Below are 19,315 nucleotides of genomic sequence, written 5' to 3'. Positions count from 1 at the left end.
GCTTCACCCCGCATCTCGATACCGAATGACCTCGGCTGAATCGAACGGAGAAGACCGGATGCAGACCGAAGCTGGGAGTGACCCCCCGGAGTCGCGCGGCCGGATCGTCATGCTGGTCGACAACGGCGTCCGCGGCGATTCTCGGGTGCAGAAGGCGGCGGCGTCCATCGCCGCCGCGGGGTGGGAGGTGCACCTCGTCGGGTGCGTTCCGGGCCGCAAGAAGAAGCGCTGGATGCTCGGCGGGGCGCACGTGCTGCTCGTGCCGCAGCCGGTCCGGCGTACCGGTTCGAGGTACAGCGTGGTGCGCGCCGCGGTCCGGCGCCCGCTCGCCTACCCGCATCCCGAGGTCGCGGCGTACCGGCGGCGGCTCATCCAGACCCGGCGGGCCGACATCGCCGCGAGCCGCCTCGCGCCCGGCTTCGGCGGTCCGGCGCGGACGGCGTGGCTGACGGCGCGGCGTGTTGCGGCGAAGATCCAGCAGCGCTGGATCGCCGTGCGGGGGCGGCAGACGGACTCCCTGGCCAAGGCCCGGATGGACCGGAACTCCCCGGTGGAGCGGTTCACCATCGCGTTCTGGCAGAAGCTGCTCGGCGACCGGGCCTGGCGCGTCCTCGACCGCGGTCTGTGGGACTGGGACAGCGCCTACCGGGGAGCCGTCGACAAGCTCCAGCCGGACATCATCCATGCCAACGACTTCCGGATGCTCGGCGTCGGCGCGCGCGCCGTGTGGCGGGCACGCGCCAAGGGGCGGGAGGTGAAGCTCGTGTGGGACGCGCACGAGTTCCTGCCGGGCATCCGTCCGTGGCACGACGAGCCGCGCTGGCACCCCGCGGTGTGCGCGCACGAGCGCGAGTACGCCGGCGCGGCCGATGCCGTGGTGACCGTCTCGCAGCCTCTCGCCGACATGCTCGTCGAGCATCACGGCCTCCGGCACAAACCCGCCGTCGTCCTCAACGCCCCGATCATGGAGGGCGAGCCGTCCACGGACGACCCCGTCCCGGACCTGCGGGAACTGTGCGGCGTCGATGCGGACACGCCGGTCGCCGTGTACAGCGGCGGCGCCCCCCAGCACCGCGGCCTGATCATCATGATCGAGACGCTGCCGCGGCTGCCCGCGCTGCACGTCGCCCTGATCGTCCCGAGGCCCGGCGGCGACGAGGTGAAGCGCCTGCTCGCCCGCGCCGACGAACTCGGGGTCCGCGACCGGGTGCACATCCTGCCTTATGTTCCCTTCGACCAGGTCGTTCCGTTCCTCTCGGCCGCCGACCTCGGCGTCATCCCGATCCACCACTGGCCGAACCACGAGATCGCACTGATCACCAAGTTCTTCGAGTACTCGCACGCGCGGCTGCCGATCGTGGTCAGCGACGTCAAGGCGATGAGCGAGGTGGTGCGGGACACCGGGCAGGGCGAGGTGTTCCGGGCCGAGGACGAGGACGAGTACGTGCGGGCCGTCGAGGCCGTGCTGGACGACCCGAAGCGGTACCGCGCCGTGTACGACGACCGGCCGGACCTGCTCCGCGCGTGGAGCTGGGAGGCGCAGGCCGAGATCCTGGACGGTGTCTACACGGAACTGCTGCCCGCCGCCGCGAAGCCGGTCTCCGAAAGTGCGCAGAGGTGATGATGAAGAAAGCCGACGACAGGGATGTGGCCGTCCTCACGCCCTGGTATCCCTCCCCGAATCACAAGTACTCCGGGGCGTTCGTCCAGGCGATGGTCGAGGCGACCGCACCGGGATGCCGTGAGGTCACCCTCTACCACACCGACGGCTGGAGGCTGCGAGCGGCGGAGGACGACAGCGCGGCCGAGGATGCGCACCGCCGTCTCATGCCGGAGGCCCTCCACCGCGCCCCGACGGTCGCGGGCGCGACGCAGCTGCGCGTCCCGATCCTCATGCGCGGGCGCACGTTCGCGTCCCAGGCCGTCGAGCACGCGAGGGGGCTGGGCTGGGCGTTGAACGGCGAGCCGATCCCGGCACCGGTGGTCCACGCGCACGTCGGGCTGCGGGGCGGCTGGCCCGCGCTGGAGAACGCCCGCCCGGACGCGCGCGTCTTCGTCACCGAACATGCCTCCTACCTTCACGAGGTCCTCGCCCAGGAGGACTCGCGCGAACTGTACGAGCGGGTTCTGGACCGCTGCACGGGGTTCTTCGCGGTGACGGACGCGCTCCGGGAGCAGCTGGTGGAGGCGTTCCCGGCGTTCGCGCACAAGATCGAGGTGATCTCCAACCCGATCTCCTTCGAGCGGACCCGGGCCCGGCCGGTCACCGAGCTGCGCCGCTGGCTGTACGTGGGGAGCTTCATCGAGCGCAAGGGCGTCGGCTGGCTGCTGGAGGCGTTCGCCAAGTGCCATGCCGAGGACCCGGAGCTGACGCTGACGATGGTCGGCGAAGGCAAGCTGGGCGCCGAGCTCGCGCAGCGGGCCGCCGAACTCCAGGTCGAGGACGCGGTGACGTTCATGGCCCCGGTTCCTCCCGACGAGTCCACCCGGCTCATGCGCGAGCACGACCTCCTCGTCCACGCCGCGCGCTGGGAGACGTTCGGCGTGTCGATCATCGAGGCGGTGGCGGCGGGCATGCCGCTGCTCGTCACCCGCTGCGGCGGACCCGAGCGCACCCTGGCCGGCATCGAGAGCGCCGTCGGGGAGATGATCGAGGTCAGGGAGGACGCGGAGTCGATCATCGAGGGGTATCGCCGGCTGCGCGAGCGGTTCCCCTACGACCTCGACCTGACCGAGGCCAGACGGGTGCTGGAGGCCCGGTTCGGGTACCGCGCCGTGGCCGAGGCCCACTACCGGTACTGGTTCCCGGAGACGGACGCGAACGGAGAACGGGATAAGTGAACGTCCTTTTCCTCGCCCTGGGCGGCTCGCGCCAGAAGGTGATCGTCGCTGAGGCCGAACACGTGATCGCCGCGGGCGGATCCGCGACCGTGCTCGTCGGCAAGCCGGGCAAGTGGCGGAAGCATCCGCTGCCCGAAGGGGCCGACCTGGTCGAATGGGGCCGCCTGCTGCGCGGCCACCGGCCCGCCCTGATCCGGCTGCTGCTGGACCGGATTCCCCTGTTCCTGATGCGCGTCTGCCTGCGCGGCCCCCTGCGCGGGTTCGGGGCGCGCCTGCAGTCCTTCTACCGGCGCCGCGTCACCCGTCCGATCCACCGCCGGCTGGCGGGCTTCTACCAGCGGAATCCCGCGAAGGTCCGCCGGAGCGTCGCCCACCGCGAACTCGTGGGCCGACGATCGATCGACTTCGTCGTCGTCGGTGACGCGGAGTCGATGGTCACCGCGTCCGAACTGCGCGACGTGTTCGTCGGCTCGGGCGCGACGCTCGCCTACACCGCGGCCCACGTGCAGCCTCCGGCCGACCGCGTCAAAGGATGATGACCATGGCCGAACGCCGTCCACGCCTGCTTTACCTCGCCTTCTACTTCCCTCCGTCGCGGGCCAGCGGCGTCTACCGGCCGCGGGCGACCGCGAACCTCTTGGTCGAGCGGGGCTGGGACGTCACGGTCTTCGCCGCGCCGCTGCCGTTCCTGCGCGACGCCATCGGCTCGTTCGACGAGAAGCTGCTGGACTCCGTCGATCCGCGGGTGGCCGTGGAGCGGCCGTACCTGAACCTGTTCGCCTGGGAGAAGAACCTCCGCGGCTACAGCAGATTTCGCGGGACGTTCCCCGAACTGGCCCGCTCGGCGTACGACTGGGGGCAGCGGCACGTCTTTCCCGAGAACTACGCGTCCTGGGCACGGGCGAGCGTCCGCAAGGCGCTGCGCATGCACATGCGCCGCAGGTTCGACGTCGTGCTGGCGACGGGGAACCCGTTCGCCTCGTTCGCGGCGGCGTGGCTGTTCCACAAGCTGACCCGCACCCCCTACATCCTCGACAACCGCGACGCCTGGACCCTCGACCTCTTCAACGAGGAGCCCGCGTTCGAGGACGGGCACCCGGCCTACGCCTGGGAGAAGCGGGTGCTGAAGTCGGCGGCCAACGTCGTTTTCGTGAACGAGGCGCTGCGGGGCTGGCACGCCGAGCGCTATCCCAGGGTGGCGGACCGGATGCTGGTCGTCCCGAACGGCTGGGACTCCGACACGCTCCCCAGCACGGTCGAGCCGCCCGCGAAGATCCTGGACGGGCGGGAGGAACGCCGCCCCCGCTTCTCCTATGTCGGCACGCTCACCGGCAAGCAGCCCATCGAAGCGATGATCGACGGGTTCGACCGTGCCCGCGAGCACCCGGATCTGTCCGGCGCGGTCCTGGACCTGCACGGGTACATGGGGTTCTTCAGGGGAGCCGACAGCAAGCTCCGCAAGAGGATCGCGGCCGTGCAGGAGAAGGAGGACGGCGACGGGCCGGAGGCCGGCGCGCGAGAGGACGCGGGGCCGGAGGCGGACGAGCAGGAGCTCGCACCGGGCGTGCGGTATCGCGGCCCGGCGTCGAAGACGGAGCTGCACGAGGTCTACCGGGACTCCGACGTCCTCGTGTTCCTCGCCGGAGGCGCCCGCTACGTCACCTCGGGCAAGATCTTCGAGTACATGGCGGCCGGACGCCCGATCGTGTCGGTCCACGCGCCCGGGTCGGCGGCCGAGGAGGTCCTGCGGGACTACCCGCTGTGGTTCAACCCGGACGGACTGGAGCCGCGGGCCATCGCCGGCTCGATGGTGGCCGCCGCGAAGGCCGCGGCCGGGCTCGACCAGCGGCAGATCGACGCTGCGCGCGCCTACGCGCAGCGCTTCGAGCGCAGCGTGTCGCTGGAGCCGCTGGTGCGGCGGCTGACCGAACTGGCCGCCCGATGACCCCACTGGGAGCGAGTGACGTGAACGACCAGGCGTCCCCCCGGGTGCTGATCCTCGCCATGGACCCGAGGAGCCACAAGCGCGGCTACAAGAGGGTCGCCGGGCTCGCCGCCCACTTCCTGGACGAGGAGGGCGCGCTGGTCGACGTGGTGACCGCCGAGGCGCGGGGCTGGGGCAGGCTGGACGAGCGGGCGCGGCTGCACCGGCTCGAGCGGGCCGAGGCCAGGCACCCGCTGCCCTGGCTGGAGCACACGGTCGTGAGCCGGGCGCCGCGCGCCCTGCTGTGGCCGCTGCGGAGGCTCGGCCGTGCCGGCGCGATCGTGGACGGCCTGCAGCGCCGCGTGTCGGGCGCCGTCCACCGGCGGCTGTTCCTGCCCTTCTACCGGCATGTCCGGCCGCTGCTGCTGGCCCGCATCGCGCGCCGGCGCGTCCTGCGCGACATCGACATGGCCCAGGTCAAGCGGGTCATCGTGATGGACGACGTGTCGGTGCCGCTCGGGTACCGGCTGGCGCGCCGCCACGCGGACCTCACCGTGACGACGCGGCAGCTCAAAACCCTCGAACCCGAGGTGTGACCGGTCCCGGCGCGGTCAGCGGCGGGCGCGTTCGGCGAGGATCGCCGCGACGGCCTCGGCGGCGCGGCCGTCACCGTACGGGGTGCCGCGCGCGGCGTCCGGCGCCGGACGCGTCGCGATCGCCGTCCACCGGGCCTCGCCGAGCGCGCCGGGATCGGCGATGAGTTCGTTCCAGCCGTTCTCCAGCGTCTCCGGCCACTCGGTCTCCGTCCGCAGGGTCGTGCAGGGACGGGCGAGGAGGAACGCCTCCTTCTGCAGGCCGCCGGAGTCGGTGACCACGCCCTGCGAGCCGAGGACGGCCGCGACCATGCCCGCGTAGGGCAGCGGGCGGCCGGCGCGGACGGCGCCGCGCTCCAGCTTGATTCCGTGCGTCTCGGCGCGGGACAGCAGCCGGGGATGCGCGAGCAGCGCGACCTGCACGGGCAGGCAGGCGAGCGCGTCGACGAGCATCGCGAGCCGGTCCGCGTCGTCGGTGTTCTCCGCGCGGTGCAGCGTCGCCACGAGGTACGGCTCGGCGGGGTCGATGCCCTCGGGCAGGGCCGGCGGGGTGCTCCCGTCGGCCAGGACACCGTCGCGGACCCGCAGGCACACGTCGACCATCACGTCCCCGGTGCGGACCGCCCGATCCGCCAGACCCTCGGCGGCCAGGTGCCGCATCGCCTCGTCGGTCGGGGCGAGCAGCAGGTCGGCGGCGTGGTCGGTGAGGACCCGGTTGTGCTCCTCGGGCATGCGCCGGTTGAACGAGCGGAGACCCGCCTCCAGGTGCGCCACGGGAAGGTGCTGCTTGACGGCCGACACGGCGCCCGCCAGCGTCGAGTTGGTGTCGCCGTAGACGAGCACCCAGTCGGGACGCTCGGCCTCCAGGACGGGGTCCAGCGCCGCCATGACGGCACCGGTCTGCACTCCGTGGCTGCCGGACCCGACGCCCAGATGGACGTCCGGGTCGGGGATGCCGAGCCCGGTGAAGAACACGTCGGACAGGTCGGCGTCGTAGTGCTGACCGGTGTGGACGATGACGTGCCGGTGGCCCTCCGCGGTGAGCGCGGCGGCGATCGGCGCGAGCTTCACCAACTGCGGGCGCGCGCCGACGATGCTGAGGATCTTGAGATTCATGCTTCCTTCTCAACGAGGGGCGTCAGTTCCGGGCCGTCCCCGGCGGGCGCCTCGACATAGACTTCGCCGGTCTGCGGGCACTCCCAGGTGCCGGGCCGGTCCGGCCGCTCGGCCAGCCGGACGCCGGCCCGTCCCACCCAGCCGATCCGGCGGGCGGGGACGCCGGCGACCAGTGCGAAGTCGGGGACGTCGCGGGTCACAACCGCGCCCGCCGCGACCATCGCCCAGCGGCCGACGCGCACCGGTGCGACGCACACGCTGCGGGCGCCGAGGGACGCGCCCTCGGCGACGTGGACGCCGACGGCCTCCCAGTCGGAGGCGCGCTTCAGCGTCCCGTCGGGGGATACCGAGCGGGGCGCGCGGTCGTTGGTGAGGACGACGGCGGGCCCGACGAACACGCCGTCCTCCAGCACGGCGGGCTCGTAGACGAGGGCGTGGTTCTGCAGCTTGACGTTGTCGCCGATCTGCACCCCGGAGCCGACGTAGGCCCCCCGCCCGACGATGCAGCCGGAGCCGAGCCGGGCGTCCTCGCGGATCTGGGCGAGGTCCCACACGGTCGTCCCGTCGCCGAGTTCGGCGGAGGGGTCCACCTGGGCGCTGGGGAGGATGCGGTGCGTCATTCGTTGCCTTCCTGGCGGGGGCGGTGAGCCTGGCGGTTCCGGTGCGGCGCGAGCATTATCCCGGCTTCCGCGGCCGTCGCCGCCGGAGGCCGTCGCGGAAGGCGCGCCCGACGGGCTCGTTCACCCCGTCGATCTCCGCGGGAGTGCCGGAGCATGACGCCCGCGGCCGGCACCGGGCCCGGCACAAGGACGGCCGGAGCGGCGGGAGCGGGCCCGCGGTGTCGTCCGAATCCGGTGGCCGTCGTCCGGGATGCCGATCGTCGCGTCCCGGAAGTACGGAGCCCTCAGAAAGCACCGTCCATCCTGCGACCGGAGGCGCGGGGGCCCGGCATCGCGGTGAAAGCGGAGAACGGCTTCGAGTTCGTCGGCGAGGTCGTTGAGCACGCAGTGGGCGACCCTACGGCGGAGCGGATCGAGTTGCCGTGCCAGTCCCGGGCTGAGCCATTCGTCCAGGAGCTCACGGCAGGCGGTGTACGTGATCTCGCGTTCGTCGTCGGGGGCGTCCAGGTACAGGCGTTCCAGCCGTCCGAACACCTCCTGGTCGAGGTAGCGCCGGTGCAGTTGGTCGCGGATCTCGCCCGGTTCGGCGTACTCCGCGGCCTGGTCCATCGCGCGGGCGGTGATCGCGTAGACGTCGGACGCGTGGGCGCCGCCGAGCTGGGTGCTGCTCGTCCCGTCCGAGCGGGCCATCCAGTGGTAGCAGTCGTAGTCGGCCAGGATGGACACGGCGCGGGCGCGCAGGTGGGCGCCGGCGGTGAACAGCTGGTCTTCGTGCGACAGGACGCCCTCGGTGAAGCGCAGCCCCGCGTCCTCGATCAGGGAGCGGCGGAACAGCTGCAGCGCCGCCATCGACATGCGCCGGAACAGCTCGGAGCCGGGTTCGAGCACGTGGGTGCGCTCGACGTTCTCGCCGAACACCTTGGGGGTCTTGCGGCCGCCGAGGCCGAGCTGCTTGCCGAGGACGATGTCGGTGCCGTTGCGCTCGGCCATCGCGACCATGCGTTCGAGGGCCTCGGGGCCGAGCCGGTCGTCGGCGTCCAGGAAGAAGACGTACTTCCCGGACGCCCGCTCCAGGCCCCGGTTGCGCGGGGCGCCCGCGCCGCCCGAGTTCGGCTGGTGGAGCACTGTCAGCCGGTCGTGGGCGCGGGCCAGTTCGTCCAGCAGTTCGGCGCTGCCGTCGGTCGAGCCGTCGTCCACGACGATGGTCTCGATCCGCTCGGCGGGCATGGTCTGGGTGAAGACCGATTCGAGCGCCTCGCTCACCGTGTCCCGGCAGTCGAAGACCGGGATGATCACGCTGACCAGGAGTTGCGGCATGGCCCCTCTACCGTCGAGCTGCAGATGAGGACCAACTCTATGCGGGTTCGTGGGCCGTCCGGATCGTCCTTCCCGAGTTCGCGTACATCGTCGCGCGGGGGCCGGCCTCGGCGAGCGCGTCGACGGCGGCGGCGAAGCGGGTCATCGCGTCCGGGTGCTCGGGGCCGAGCAGGTAGTCGCGGAGCGTGCGGCGCTCGCCGGCCAGCGGGTCCTGGCCGGGCGTCGCGGCGACGGCGAGGATGTCGGGCAGCTCGGCGCAGTCCGGGCCGAGCAGGTACGCGGCGGACGCGGACGGGAACTCCGCCCGGAACACCGCCTCGTCCATGCCCTCGGGGTTGGTCACCACGTACGGCTTCAGGCTCGGGATGTAGTCGGAGATCACGCTGGAGATGTCGGTGATCAGCATGTCGGACCGGTTGAAGCACTCGTAGAGGGAGGCGTCCGCGCCGGTGACCACCTGGTGGGCGCCGCCGCCGGTCCGGTTCGCGTCCTCGATCATCTTGATCAGCCGGTTGTGCGCCGCGGCCGCCACCGGGAGCCGGCGGCCCGTGTAGGGGTGCGGGCGGTAGATCACGCGGAGCCGGTCGCCCTGCTCCAGCAGGGTCCGGACGATCTTCTCGCCCATGCCGAGCAGCGAGCTGTAGCCGTGCTCGTTGTCCCAGCCCTCCCAGGTGGGGGCGTACAGGACGGTCGGCACCGGCCCGCCGGACGGCTCGGTGGTGATCTCGCCGAGCTGCGGGCGGCCGACCTCGACGATGGCCTCGTCGCGGACTCCGGCGTCGGAGTTGTGGTACCGGTCGCGGCCGGCCGGGCCGGCGACCCAGACCTCGTCGAAGATCTTGCTGACCGGGTTGGAGCTCGGGCCCTTGTCGCTGTCGCCGTGCCCGACGAACACGTGCTTGATGTGCTCCTCGCGGAGCAGGTGCAGGTTCTTGCCGGTGTTGCCGGGGTAGAGCGCGACCTTCACCGTGGGGAGGTCGAAGTTCATGACGTCCTCGGCCTTGCTGATGCACACGATCGGGAGCGTGGTGGGCGCGATCGCCGCGACGACCTCGGGGGAGCGGACGAGGACCATGGCCTTGCGGTCGAGCTGCTCCAGGGCGCTCAGCCACATGTTGGCCTGGTACACGGTGGTGGCGGGCCCGGTGAAGTACAGGACGACCTCGGGCTTGTAGCCGTTCACGCGGCGCTGCACGTCGCGCCCCACGCGGTTGCCGTTGAGGAGCGCGCGCATCCGGCGCAGCCGGGCCGACTGCCCGGCCTGGGCGACCGCCGCGACGAGGGCGGTGGCGAGGAGCCCGGCGGCCAGCAGCGCCGGGAGGCCGGCGAGGAGGCCGACGGTGCCGGCCAGCAGCGGGAGCAGGTCGGCGTAGTTCTCCAGGACGGCGACCAGGCGCGACTGCCAGGCGGGGCACTCGGCGGGGGACGCCGGTTCGCCCTTGCCGAGGTTGCGGGTGAGGTAGGGCACCCGGTTGATGCGCCGCGCGGCGACCGAGCCCGCGAGCACCGCGGCGCGGATCCAGTCGAGCGCGAGGAAGCCGAGGGCCGCCGTCCAGACCACCGCGGAGTCGACGTCGCCGGCCCGGACGAGCAGCAGCACGAACGCCCCCTGCCGGACCAGCACCCGGGCGCCGGCGCCGAGCTGGCCCCAGCGCAGCGGCCTGGCCGCGTCCGGCATCAGCCGCTCGACGGCCGGCTCGGCCGCGTAGCAGAGCGCGGCGGCGGCGAGGAACCAGCCGGGCGCGCCGGCCGCGGCCGCCGCGAGCAGCAGCGCGAGCGAGCCGGGGAGCAGCAGCACCGACGAGTACCGCATGAGTTTCCGGGACCGGCGGACGAGACGTCGCACGGCACACCTCCGTCTGGTCGGCAGGGCCCTTGGGGGGCGACGAGGGGATGGGGGAGGGTCACCGGCGCCCGCGGGGCCTGGGGCGGGCGCCGGGGAGTTGCGCGTCAGCCGGAGCGGCGGCTCAGCGGGTCCTCGCGGCGCACGTCGATGACCTGCCCGGTCAGGTCGGACAGCAGGACGTTCAGCGACGTCCGCGCGACCTGGTCGGCGCTGAGCAGGGTGTGCGGGGGCTCCTGGCCGAACGCGGCGGTGCGCATCGGGGTGCTGGTCCGCTCGGGGTTGATGCAGTTGATCCGCACCCCGTCGCCGGACCACTCGTCCGCGAGGGCCTGCGTGAGGTTGACCGTGGCCGCCTTCGCCGACGAGTACAGGCTGTAGTCCGCGCGGCCCCGGGTGTAGGAGCTGGAGGTGTAGAGCAGCAGCTGCCCGCCGGTCTTGGCGAGGTACGGGAACGACGCGCGCGCTATGTGGATCGGCGCGAGGTAGTTGACCCGCAGCGCCTCCTCGATCGCGTCCGGGTCGATCGCGTCGAGCCGGCCGATGCGCAGCACGCCCGCGGTGTTGACGACGAAGTCGACGCGCCCGGTCGCCGAGTACGCCTGCGCGAGCGCGGCGGCGACGTCGTCGGGCCGCTCCACGTGGGTGCGGGTGGTGCCGCGGCTGTGGCCGAAGACGCGGGCGCCGAACCCCTGGGCGATCTCGGCGATGGCGGCGCCGATGCCCTGGCTGGCGCCGAACACGACCACCGTCTTGCCGGCGAGGGCCTCGGCGTACTGCTCCTCGGTGAGGTCGGGGGCGTCGGAGGACGCGAGCTGGAACAGCTTGTCCGCGACGAACATGTCGACGGGCTCGGTGACCTTCATGTTGTGCTCGTCACCGGGGACGACGTAGATCGGCGTGTCCGGCTGGTAGCGGAGCACGACCGTGCAGTCGTCGGTGGCCTCGAAGTTCTCGTCCCGCCAGGCGTTCTCGTAGGCGGCGCGGATGGTGGCGAGCCGGAAGCCCTGCGGGGTCTGCCCGCGGCGCAGGTTCGCGCGGCGCGGCACGTCGACGATGACGTCCTCGTCGACCTGGATGATCGTGTCGGCGGACGGGATGGCGACGTCCACGGCCCGGTGCTCGCGGAGGGCGGTCACGCAGTCGCGGATGATGCGCTGCGAGAGCAGCGGCCGCACCGCGTCGTGGAACAGCACGCTGGTCGTCTCGGCGGGGTGGTCGGCGAGGGCGTCGAGCGCGAGCTGCGTCGTCGCGTTCCTGGACGTCCCGCCGGGGAGCACGGCCGTGACCTTCGTGCAGCCCGCCTTCTTCACGCACTCGGCCGCGTCCTGGAGGAAGCCGGGGTTCATCAGGACGATGATCTCGTCGACTTCGGGCGCGGCCTCGAAGACGCCGAGCGTGTGCTCGAGGATCGTCTTCCCGGCGATCTTCAGAAGCTGCTTGGGCGTGCTGAGCCCCATGCGCTGCCCGCTGCCACCCGCCAGGATGACGGCGACGACGCGATGTTCGCCATGCGGGGCCATGACCAATGCGACCGTCCTTTGATCTTGAGGGCGGCCGGACCGGCCGCCGTGACCGTACATGCTGCGGTGACCCGTGGGGTGTCGAGGGCGAGCGGGCGGCGCCGCGATCGCAGGGTCAGATGATCCGCCGGGGAGAACTGCCGCCTTACTGTACCTGGTCTGTCGGATTTTGTGGCGAATTCAGCGATCTGCCGACCCGCCGTAACCCGGCCGCCGCCGGGCGGGCGTACCCGCCGGTCCGTCACCGGCCGAACAGCGGTTTGAGGTTGGGCTCGACCGCCCAGCGGGTCATCGCGCGCACCGGCGCGGTGCTCAGCAGGGTGACGACGATGAAGCCCGCGAGCAGCGCCGACAGGATGCCCGGCACCGTGTCGAACCAGGCGAGCTTGTGCCAGCCCTCGAAGGTGAAGAGCCGGGTGACGAACCCGTGCAGCAGGTAGCCGTAGATCGTCGCGGCGCCGAGGTCGCTGTACCAGGTGTGCCGGGACGGGACGACGGCGAGGAACGCGAGGAGCAGCACCGTCGCGGTGAGCAGCAGCGCCATCCGCATCAGCGTGCCGGTCAGCTCGTCCACGCCGAGGTCGGCGTTCGAGACGTCCCAGTTCAGCCAGCGCGCGTTCATGTGGTCGTGGGTGACGAACGCGACACCGAAGCCGGCGGCGAGGACGGCGGCGCCCGCGATCCGCGCGGCCGGCCGCCGGACGATCTGCAGCACCTCCGGCGACAGCGTGAGCCCGATGACGTAGAACGGCAGCAGCCCGAGGATCCGGTAGACGTCGAGCGTGCTGCCGATGTCCGTCATATAGACGAGCAGGCTGACGAGCACGACCGTCGCCACCGGGTACCTGAGCCGCCGGCACACCGGGGTGAGCAGCCGCCACACGAACAGCGCGATCAGGAACCAGGTCAGGTAGTAGGGGTCCAGCACGTCGAACTGGAACTTGCGTCCGTCGACCCCCCAGGCGAACAGGCTGTAGGCGCACTGGAAGATCAGGTACGGCACGAGCGTCGAGCCGACCAGCCGGGAGACCTTGTCGTCGGTCAGCGTGAACCGCTTGGACAGGTAGCCGCTGACCATGACGAACACCGGCATGTGGAACATGTAGATGAAGTTCCAGATCGCCGCGGCCAGCGGGACGTCGCGCAGCCCGGACAGGCTGTGCCCCCCGGCGACGAGCAGGATCGCCAGGAACTTGGCGTTGTCCAGGTGCGGGTCGCGCTTCTTCGGGGCGGTGCTCGGGGGAGCGGCGGCGGTCGGCGTCCGATGCGTCTCCGGCGGGCGGGCGGCGGATCGTTCCACCGTCGCCTCGGCCACGACCGACGCCTCAGGTGTCTGTGTCATGAAGTGAACTCTGATCCTGAGAGGAGGCTCGTGGAGCATACCGGACTAATCACTCCAAGGTCCTCGAAGTGCCGACTCCCGCCCGCCGGCCCCGCACGGCCCCCGCCTGCCCCCCGCACGGCCCTGTTCGGCACCCGCCGGAGCCCTCCCCGTCCGGGATCGGCCCGCGGAAATGTTCCGGAGGGTTGATCCGGCAGCCGGGTATCCACGTGCAATGGGTATGGGCATCGTTCTTCGTCTGATCGTGGCCGCCGGACTCGCGGCCGACGCCATCGTGCACTGGCGGTTCGCGCCGGACATGGCCCCCGGGCCGAACACCCCCGACGACGTCATCCCCGGGGACGACCTCTTCTACGGGCAGGCCATCGCGGCGGCGGTGGCGGCCGTCCTCGTGCTGGTGTGGGCGCGGAGGTGGACCTACGCCATCGCGTTCATCGTCGCGGCGAGCGCCGCCGGCGCCGTCCTGCTCTACTACTTCGTCGACTTCGGGCAGCTCGGCCCGATCCCGCGCATGTACGACCCGCAGTGGTACGCCGACAAGACGATCAGCTTCACCGGTGAGGCGGTCGCCGCGGTCGGTGCCCTCATCGGCTTCTTCACCGTCCACCGGAGGGAGCGGACCGAAGCGCGCGCGACCGGCGCCTCGGTGGGCTGAGGCGCGCCGGATGGGGGTTGACCCCATCAAATGAACGGTCTTTTAATTCCCTCATGGGACGCATCGCGGGCGTCACCGCCGCGGAGACCCGTGAGCGGCTGCTGCGCGCCGCGGCCGAGGCGTTCGCCCGGCACGGGTACGACGGGACGCGCGTCGCCGACATCGCGCGGGCGGCGGGCGTCAGCAACGGCGCGCTCTACGCGCACTTCGGCTCGAAGGCGGACCTGCTGGTCGCGGCGCTGCGCGCGCACGGGCGGCGGGAGCTGGACGAGCTGTTCGCCGCCGACCCGGACCGGCCGGTCACCGAGCTGTTGCTCGCCGCCGGCCGCTCCCTCCCGCAGCGCCGCGACGCGCGCGGCGACCTCGTCGTGGCGGCGCTCGCCGCCGCCCGCCGGGACCGCGACGTCGCCCGGCCGATGAACGGCTACGTCCACGAGCGCGCCGGCCTGCTCGCCGACCTGGTGCGCATCGCCCAGGCCGGGGACGAGATCGACCCCGCCCTGTCCCCGAACGCGCTCGCCCACCTCTGCCTCCTGCTCGGCATGGGCAGCGCGCTCGTCACGCCGGACCTGCACGCGGTCGAGGACGGGGAGTGGTCCGCGCTGCTGGCCCGCATCGTCGCCGCGCTCGCACCGCCCGGCGCCGAGGCCCACCCGGAAGGCCGGACGGAAGGAACGCCATGAAGGTGCGGATCGACTCCGAACGCTGCCAGGGGCACGGCCGCTGCTACGACCTGGCACCCGACCTCTTCGGCGAGGACGACGAGGGCTACGGCACCGTCCTCGGCGGCGGCGCCGTGCCCGCGGACCGGGAGCAGGACGCGCGCCTCGCGGCGGCGAACTGCCCGGAACGCGCCATCGACGTCCTCAAGGAGGCATGACATGGCCGCCGACGACCGCGCCGACGACCGCTTCTCCGGCACCCGCGACACCACCCCGCTCGGCACGCGCAACGAGGTCGTCACCGGCCCGGTGTCGGACTGGGCGACCGACTTCTCCCACCTGGAACCGGAATGGGCCGCCGACCCGTACCCGATCCAGGACGACCTGCGGTCCCGCTGCCCCGTCGCGCGGACCGAGCGGTTCGGCGGCGGCTGGCTGCCGACCCGGTACGAGGACGTCGCCGCGATCGCCTACGACACCGAGCGCTTCACCTCCCGGTCGGTGGTGATGAGCAACTACCGGCCGCCGCGGGACGTCGCGCCGGTCGGCGTCACGCCGCCGATCTCGTCCGACCCGCCGTTCCACCACGACGCGCGCAAACTGCTGCTGCCCGCGTTCAAGAAGTCCTCCGTCCAGAAGCTGGAGGAGGGGACGCGGGCGTTCTGCCACGGTCTCGTCGACTCCTTCGAGGGCCGCGACGTCGTGGACGCCGCGCACGAGTACGCCCAGCACATCCCGATGCGGGTCATCGCCGACATGCTCGGCTTCCCGCCCGAGGACGGCCCCCGGTTCCGCGAGTTCGTCGAGAACACCCTCGAAGGCGTCAACCTGCCGCCGGACGAGCGCATCGCCCGCATGGACACGCTGTTCGAGTACCTGCTGGAGCAGATCCGCGACCACGTCGACAACCCGCGCGACGACCTCACCACGTACCTGATCGAGGCCGAGCTGTACGGGCGGAAGCTCGACGCGTCCCACGTGTCCGGGACGATGGCGCTCCTGCTGATCGCCGGCATCGACACCACCTGGAGTGCGATCGGCGCCTCGCTGTGGCACCTGGCGAGGACGCCGGCCGACCGCGAGCGCCTCGTCGCCGAACCGTCGCTGCTGCCGACCGCGATGGAGGAGTTCCTCCGCGCCTACGCCCCGGTCACGATGGCACGGCTGGTGAAGGAGGACATGCACTGGCGCGGCGTCGACATGAAGGCCGACGACTGGGTGCTGCTGTCCTTCCCGGCCGCCAACCGCGATCCCGCGCAGTTCGACCGGGCGGACGAGGTCGCCATCGACCGGGAGGTCAACCGGCACGCCGCCTTCGGCCTCGGCATCCACCGCTGCGTCGGCTCCCACCTCGCCCGCATGGAACTCCGCGTCGCCCTGGAAGTCTGGCTGGAGCGCATCCCGTCCTTCACCTTGGAGGACCCGTCCGCAGTGACCTGGGCCGCCGGCCAAGTGCGCGGCCCCCGCACCCTCCCCCTCCGGATCACTGCGGGGAGGGAGGTCTAGGTCCGGGCCGGAGCAGGGGCCTCCTTGATCTGCTGGACGAGCGCCGTCGCGGCCTTCGCGAGGAGGGTGGTGTCGTTGGCGGCCACCACGAAGCCGAAGCCCTGGGCGATAGCGCCGGTCGCCGCGGCCGCGCCGCCCACCGCCGTGCCGCAGGGCAGGCCCGCGGCCTCGGCCGTGCTCAGCCCCGACCGGATCAGCTCGGCGAGCCGGGGGTCGCCCGCGGTGACCCCCATCGACAGGGCGAGGTCCGCCGCGCCGATGAGGACGGCGTCCACGCCCGCGACGGCGAGGATGGCCGGAGCGTTGCGCAGGGCCTCCTCGCTCTCCAGTTGCGGGATGCACAGCGCCCGCTCGTTGCCGAAGCGGAGGTAGTCCCGGCGGGGGCGCAGCCCCCAGCCGCCGGCGCGGCTCGTCGCCCCGGAACCGCGGATGCCCGCGCCGGGGAACCGCACCATCCGCGCGACCGCCTCGGCCTGCTCGGCCGTGTCGACGTGCGGGACGAGGATCCCGGCGGCGCCCGCGTCCAGGACGCGCTGCACGATCCCGTGGTCGTGGGAGGGGACGCGCACGAGCGGGACCAGCCCGAGGCCCGACGCCACGACGATGTGCCGGTAGGCGTCGGACATGCCCAGCATGGAGTGCTCGAGGTCGACGACGATGAAGTCGAAGCCCGCGGAGGCGGCGATCTCGACGCTCTCCGAGCCGGTCATCTTGATCCAGCTTCCCAGCGGGACGCCGCGTCCGTCCGCGAACAGGTCGGGGAGGTCAGAGGTCACGTGCGTGCTCCTTCCCGGAGGGCGCCCAGAACACCAGCCACCGGTTGGCCGTCACGACGACCGCGTGCAGGGTCATGCCGATGATCGACAGCAGCACCACGACGGCGAACGTCCGGGCCACGTCCATGTTGAAGTTGGTGGCCTGGATCGTGTAGCCGAGGCCGGCGGTGGCGCCGACGAACTCGGCGACGACGGCGCCGGTGACCGAGAGGATCACCGCGACGTCGAGCCCCGCGAAGATGTGCGGGAGCGCCGAGGGGAGCCGCAGCCTGCGCATGATCTGGAACTCGCCGGCGCCGAACGACCGCAGCATGTCGATCTGCTCGGGCTCGGCCGAGCGCAGCCCGAGGATGGTGTTGACGAGCAGGGGGAAGTAGGCGATCAGCGCGATCGTCAGCACCTTGGACGTCATGCCGATGCCGAACCACATCAGCAGCAGCGGCGCCATGGCGACCTTGGGGATGGTCTGGATCAGCACGAGGATCGGCAGCAGCGCCTTGTCCACGATGCGGAACTGGATGATCAGCCCCGCCGACGCCAGCGCCATGCCGATCGCCAGGCCGAAGCCGATGAGGATCTCCTTCATGGTGACCCACATGTGCTCCAGCAGGAACCCGCTCTCCAGCCCGTCCACCAGCGAGCGGAAGACGTTGGACGGGGCCGGCACGAGCACGATCGACACGTCGAAGGCGCGGACGATCAGCTGCCACAGGCCGAGGAGGATGAGGAACAGCCCCCAGCTGAGCACGAATCCGGGGACCTGCCGCCGGGGCGCCGTCCGCGCCGCCGGCCGGGGCGCGGGCTCGCGGGTCCCGCCGCCGCCGCTGCCGCCGCCTCGGTCGTCGGTCGCGACGCCGGACGCGGTCCGCGTGTTGCCAAGCTTCATGATCACCCCTAGTGCGCGCTGTGCTCGGAGTTGAGGAGGACCCGGATGCGGGAGGCGATGGCGCCGAACTCCGGTGTGTTGATGTCCTCCAGGCGCCGCGGGCGGGCCAGGTCCACGTCGATGACCTCGGCGATGCGGCCGGGCCGCGGGGTCATGACGACGACGCGGTCGGACAGGAGCACGGCCTCGGGGATGCTGTGGGTGACGAAGAGGACGGTCTTGCGGTCCCGTTCCCAGATGTCGAGCAGGTCCAGCCCCATCTGGTCGCGGGTCATCGCGTCCAGCGCGCCGAACGGCTCGTCCATCAGCAGGATGCGGGGGTCGTGCAGCAGCGCCCGGCCGATGCCGACCCGCTGCTGCATGCCCCCCGACAGCTCGCTCGGGTACTGGTCGGCGAAGTCGCGCAGCCCCAGCATGTCGAGCTGCTCGGCGACGCGCTCGTCGAGTTCCGCGCGCGGCAGCCGGGGCTGCAGGTCATGGGAGATCAGCATGTTCTTCGCGACGGTGCGCCACGGCAGCAGGAGGGGCTGCTGGAAGACCATCCCCAGCATGTTCGCGTGGCTGCGGGACGGGCCGAACACCACCTCGCCGGCGGTCTGCCGGGTCAGCCCCATGATGATCTTGAGGAGGGTGCTCTTGCCGCAGCCGCTCGGGCCGACGATCGACACGAACTGGCCCTCGGCGATGCTGAGGTCGACGTCCTCCAGCGCCAGGACGGCCCGGCCGCGCTTGGCCCGGTAGCGCATGGTGATGTTCCGGAGTTCGACGGCGATGTCGGTGACGGTCGGCGGGCGCGATGGGGTTGGCATGCTCACGTCCTAATCGCTAATCGCTAATCGCTAATCGCTGGGGTCGCTCTGGGCATCGGGCGAGGTTCCGCCCATCTCCTTGGTGAGGGCGGCGGCGGTCTCCTTGACGGCGAGTGCCGGCCGGCCGTCGGGGGCCGTCGGCAGCATCCGGTCGGTGCCGATCGCGGCGATGGTGGCGCACACCCCGGAGTCGGCGAACACGGGCGCCGAGATGACGCTGATGCCGCGCCGGTTCGCCGGGTAGATGCTGAGCCCGGTCTCGCGGGCGGTGGCGATCCGCTCGACCAGCCCGCTGCGCTGGGCGGACGGCAGGGACGCCAGCAGCCGGTCGACTTGGAGCTGGTCGGGCAGGAACGCCAGGAAGGCGATGGCCTGCGCGGTGTCGAGGGACAGCTGCGAGCCGACCCGCACCGTGACGATCGTGCCGTGCGCGGAGTCCTCCTCGACCAGCGACACCACCGGGCCGGACGGCCCCCACAGCGACAGCACCGCGGAGACCTCCGTCCGCTGGGCCAGGTCGCGCAGGTGGGCGGGCGCGAGCTGGATGATGCGCCGCTGCCCGATCGCGAACGCGCCGAGCTGGATGATCAGCCGGCCGGGCGTGTAGCTCGCGGGGCGGCTGCCGCGCTCCAGGAGCCCGGCGGCGGTCATGGAGGTGAGGTACCGGTGCACCGTCGTGCGGTTGAGGTTCAGCCGCTCGGTCGCCTCCGACACCGAGAGCTCCGGATCCTCCGGCCCGAACAGTCCGAGTATCTGGGCCATCCGGCTCACGGCCTGGATATCCGACTGGCCCTGCTCCGTCATCTGCGTCCCCCTCGGCCGCACCCTCCGGCCATGCTCGCTATCTGAACTTGATGTTCAAAATATGTGTGAGGACGCATGGTAGCAAAGTGATCTGGATC

19 protein-coding genes are annotated in these 19,315 nt (G+C 72.0%); 9 read left to right on the top strand and 10 right to left on the bottom strand.

Annotated elements, in window-relative coordinates:
- Nucleotides 1-58: 58 nt before the first annotated feature.
- The 5 genes from ABFX46_RS29280 to ABFX46_RS29260 are packed head-to-tail and all read left to right on the top strand — an operon-like array spanning nt 59 to nt 5,361.
- Nucleotides 59-1,621 (top strand): glycosyltransferase family 4 protein, encoded by a 1,563-nt coding sequence (locus ABFX46_RS29280; protein ID WP_346047064.1) that lies wholly within the window; start codon nt 59-61, stop codon nt 1,619-1,621.
- Nucleotides 1,621-2,841: a glycosyltransferase gene (locus ABFX46_RS29275; RefSeq protein WP_346047168.1), complete on the top strand. Its 1,221-nt coding sequence runs from the start codon at nt 1,621-1,623 to the stop codon at nt 2,839-2,841. Before ABFX46_RS29280 ends, ABFX46_RS29275 begins: the two co-directional genes overlap by 1 nt.
- Nucleotides 2,838-3,377: a hypothetical protein gene (locus ABFX46_RS29270; protein WP_346047062.1), complete on the top strand. Its 540-nt coding sequence runs from the start codon at nt 2,838-2,840 to the stop codon at nt 3,375-3,377. Before ABFX46_RS29275 ends, ABFX46_RS29270 begins: the two co-directional genes overlap by 4 nt.
- 5 nt (nt 3,378-3,382) lie before the next feature.
- The gene (locus ABFX46_RS29265) at nt 3,383-4,786 is read left to right on the top strand and encodes a glycosyltransferase (RefSeq protein ID WP_346047060.1); all 1,404 of its coding nucleotides are present in this window, start codon (nt 3,383-3,385) and stop codon (nt 4,784-4,786) included.
- Nucleotides 4,787-4,806: 20 nt separating this feature from the next.
- Nucleotides 4,807-5,361 carry a hypothetical protein gene (locus tag ABFX46_RS29260; protein WP_346047058.1) on the top strand — a complete coding sequence of 185 codons (555 nt, stop codon included), beginning with the start codon at nt 4,807-4,809 and terminating at the stop codon, nt 5,359-5,361.
- Between the two features lie 15 nt (nt 5,362-5,376).
- Here ABFX46_RS29260 and wecB read toward each other — a convergent pair whose 3' ends face one another.
- The 6 genes from wecB to ABFX46_RS29230 form a co-directional block, all read right to left on the bottom strand.
- Entirely contained in the window at nt 5,377-6,474 is a 1,098-nt protein-coding gene (wecB, locus tag ABFX46_RS29255; RefSeq protein WP_346047056.1) for a non-hydrolyzing UDP-N-acetylglucosamine 2-epimerase, read from the bottom strand.
- Entirely contained in the window at nt 6,471-7,094 is a 624-nt protein-coding gene (locus ABFX46_RS29250) for an acyltransferase (RefSeq protein WP_346047054.1), read from the bottom strand. The genes wecB and ABFX46_RS29250 overlap by 4 nt, the downstream gene beginning before the upstream one ends.
- Nucleotides 7,095-7,214: 120 nt before the next feature.
- Nucleotides 7,215-8,411 carry a glycosyltransferase family 2 protein gene (locus ABFX46_RS29245; protein WP_346047052.1) on the bottom strand — a complete coding sequence of 399 codons (1,197 nt, stop codon included), beginning with the start codon at nt 8,409-8,411 and terminating at the stop codon, nt 7,215-7,217.
- A 37-nt stretch (nt 8,412-8,448) separates the two neighbouring features.
- On the bottom strand, nt 8,449-10,257 hold the full coding sequence (locus tag ABFX46_RS29240; protein WP_346047050.1) for a CDP-glycerol glycerophosphotransferase family protein: 1,809 nt from the start codon (nt 10,255-10,257) through the stop codon (nt 8,449-8,451).
- Nucleotides 10,258-10,361: 104 nt separating this feature from the next.
- Nucleotides 10,362-11,777 (bottom strand): SDR family NAD(P)-dependent oxidoreductase, encoded by a 1,416-nt coding sequence (locus ABFX46_RS29235; RefSeq protein ID WP_346047048.1) that lies wholly within the window; start codon nt 11,775-11,777, stop codon nt 10,362-10,364.
- Nucleotides 11,778-12,018: 241 nt separating this feature from the next.
- Complete coding sequence (locus ABFX46_RS29230) at nt 12,019-13,119, bottom strand: acyltransferase family protein (protein WP_346047046.1); 1,101 nt, start codon at nt 13,117-13,119, stop codon at nt 12,019-12,021.
- Nucleotides 13,120-13,339: 220 nt separating this feature from the next.
- On the opposite strand from ABFX46_RS29230, the gene ABFX46_RS29225 reads away from it, so the two are divergent.
- From ABFX46_RS29225 to ABFX46_RS29210, 4 genes are read left to right on the top strand one after another with little or no spacing between them, the layout of a single operon-like run.
- Nucleotides 13,340-13,774, top strand: a complete 435-nt coding sequence (locus ABFX46_RS29225) for a hypothetical protein (protein WP_346047044.1) — start codon at nt 13,340-13,342, stop codon at nt 13,772-13,774.
- Between the two features lie 53 nt (nt 13,775-13,827).
- Entirely contained in the window at nt 13,828-14,457 is a 630-nt protein-coding gene (locus tag ABFX46_RS29220; protein WP_346047042.1) for a TetR/AcrR family transcriptional regulator, read from the top strand.
- Nucleotides 14,454-14,654, top strand: coding sequence for a ferredoxin (locus tag ABFX46_RS29215; RefSeq protein ID WP_346047040.1), 201 nt, complete (start codon nt 14,454-14,456; stop codon nt 14,652-14,654). The genes ABFX46_RS29220 and ABFX46_RS29215 overlap by 4 nt, the downstream gene beginning before the upstream one ends.
- A 1-nt stretch (nt 14,655) precedes the next feature.
- A complete protein-coding gene (locus ABFX46_RS29210) occupies nt 14,656-15,942 on the top strand; it encodes a cytochrome P450 (RefSeq protein WP_346047038.1) in 1,287 nt (428 codons plus the stop codon).
- Here the strand turns inward: ABFX46_RS29210 and ABFX46_RS29205 are convergent.
- From ABFX46_RS29205 to ABFX46_RS29190, 4 genes are read right to left on the bottom strand one after another with little or no spacing between them, the layout of a single operon-like run.
- Nucleotides 15,939-16,718, bottom strand: coding sequence for an HpcH/HpaI aldolase family protein (locus ABFX46_RS29205; protein ID WP_346047036.1), 780 nt, complete (start codon nt 16,716-16,718; stop codon nt 15,939-15,941). The genes ABFX46_RS29210 and ABFX46_RS29205 overlap by 4 nt on opposite strands.
- A complete protein-coding gene (locus tag ABFX46_RS29200; RefSeq protein ID WP_346047035.1) occupies nt 16,708-17,604 on the bottom strand; it encodes an ABC transporter permease in 897 nt (298 codons plus the stop codon). The genes ABFX46_RS29205 and ABFX46_RS29200 overlap by 11 nt, the downstream gene beginning before the upstream one ends.
- An 8-nt stretch (nt 17,605-17,612) precedes the next feature.
- The gene (locus tag ABFX46_RS29195) at nt 17,613-18,413 is read right to left on the bottom strand and encodes an ABC transporter ATP-binding protein (RefSeq protein WP_346047033.1); all 801 of its coding nucleotides are present in this window, start codon (nt 18,411-18,413) and stop codon (nt 17,613-17,615) included.
- A 30-nt stretch (nt 18,414-18,443) separates the two neighbouring features.
- Nucleotides 18,444-19,217, bottom strand: coding sequence for an IclR family transcriptional regulator (locus ABFX46_RS29190; RefSeq protein ID WP_346047031.1), 774 nt, complete (start codon nt 19,215-19,217; stop codon nt 18,444-18,446).
- Between the last annotated feature and the right edge of the window lie 98 nt (nt 19,218-19,315).

It is taken from the genome of Actinomadura chokoriensis (assembly GCF_039529475.1).
GTDB lineage: Bacteria > Actinomycetota > Actinomycetes > Streptosporangiales > Streptosporangiaceae > Spirillospora > Spirillospora bangladeshensis.
The sequence above is the reverse complement of the archived record's forward strand: the minus strand, read 5'-3'. Positions and strand labels throughout refer to the sequence as shown.

Bases quoted from the DNA above. Each gene is read 5' to 3' on its own strand.
- ABFX46_RS29265 (WP_346047060.1), top strand. From the start codon at position 3,383: ATGGCCGAACGCCGTCCACGCCTGCTTTACCTCGCCTTCTACTTCCCT.
- ABFX46_RS29225 (WP_346047044.1), top strand. From the start codon at position 13,340: ATGGGCATCGTTCTTCGTCTGATCGTGGCCGCCGGACTCGCGGCCGAC.
- wecB (WP_346047056.1), bottom strand. From the start codon at position 6,474: ATGAATCTCAAGATCCTCAGCATCGTCGGCGCGCGCCCGCAGTTGGTG.
- ABFX46_RS29245 (WP_346047052.1), bottom strand. From the start codon at position 8,411: ATGCCGCAACTCCTGGTCAGCGTGATCATCCCGGTCTTCGACTGCCGG.
- ABFX46_RS29200 (WP_346047035.1), bottom strand. From the start codon at position 17,604: ATGAAGCTTGGCAACACGCGGACCGCGTCCGGCGTCGCGACCGACGAC.
- ABFX46_RS29280 (WP_346047064.1), top strand. From the start codon at position 59: ATGCAGACCGAAGCTGGGAGTGACCCCCCGGAGTCGCGCGGCCGGATC.
- ABFX46_RS29220 (WP_346047042.1), top strand. From the start codon at position 13,828: ATGGGACGCATCGCGGGCGTCACCGCCGCGGAGACCCGTGAGCGGCTG.
- ABFX46_RS29210 (WP_346047038.1), top strand. From the start codon at position 14,656: ATGGCCGCCGACGACCGCGCCGACGACCGCTTCTCCGGCACCCGCGAC.
- ABFX46_RS29275 (WP_346047168.1), top strand. From the start codon at position 1,621: ATGATGAAGAAAGCCGACGACAGGGATGTGGCCGTCCTCACGCCCTGG.
- ABFX46_RS29195 (WP_346047033.1), bottom strand. From the start codon at position 18,413: ATGCCAACCCCATCGCGCCCGCCGACCGTCACCGACATCGCCGTCGAA.
- ABFX46_RS29190 (WP_346047031.1), bottom strand. From the start codon at position 19,217: ATGACGGAGCAGGGCCAGTCGGATATCCAGGCCGTGAGCCGGATGGCC.
- ABFX46_RS29235 (WP_346047048.1), bottom strand. From the start codon at position 11,777: ATGGCCCCGCATGGCGAACATCGCGTCGTCGCCGTCATCCTGGCGGGT.
- ABFX46_RS29230 (WP_346047046.1), bottom strand. From the start codon at position 13,119: ATGACACAGACACCTGAGGCGTCGGTCGTGGCCGAGGCGACGGTGGAA.
- ABFX46_RS29215 (WP_346047040.1), top strand. From the start codon at position 14,454: ATGAAGGTGCGGATCGACTCCGAACGCTGCCAGGGGCACGGCCGCTGC.
- ABFX46_RS29250 (WP_346047054.1), bottom strand. From the start codon at position 7,094: ATGACGCACCGCATCCTCCCCAGCGCCCAGGTGGACCCCTCCGCCGAA.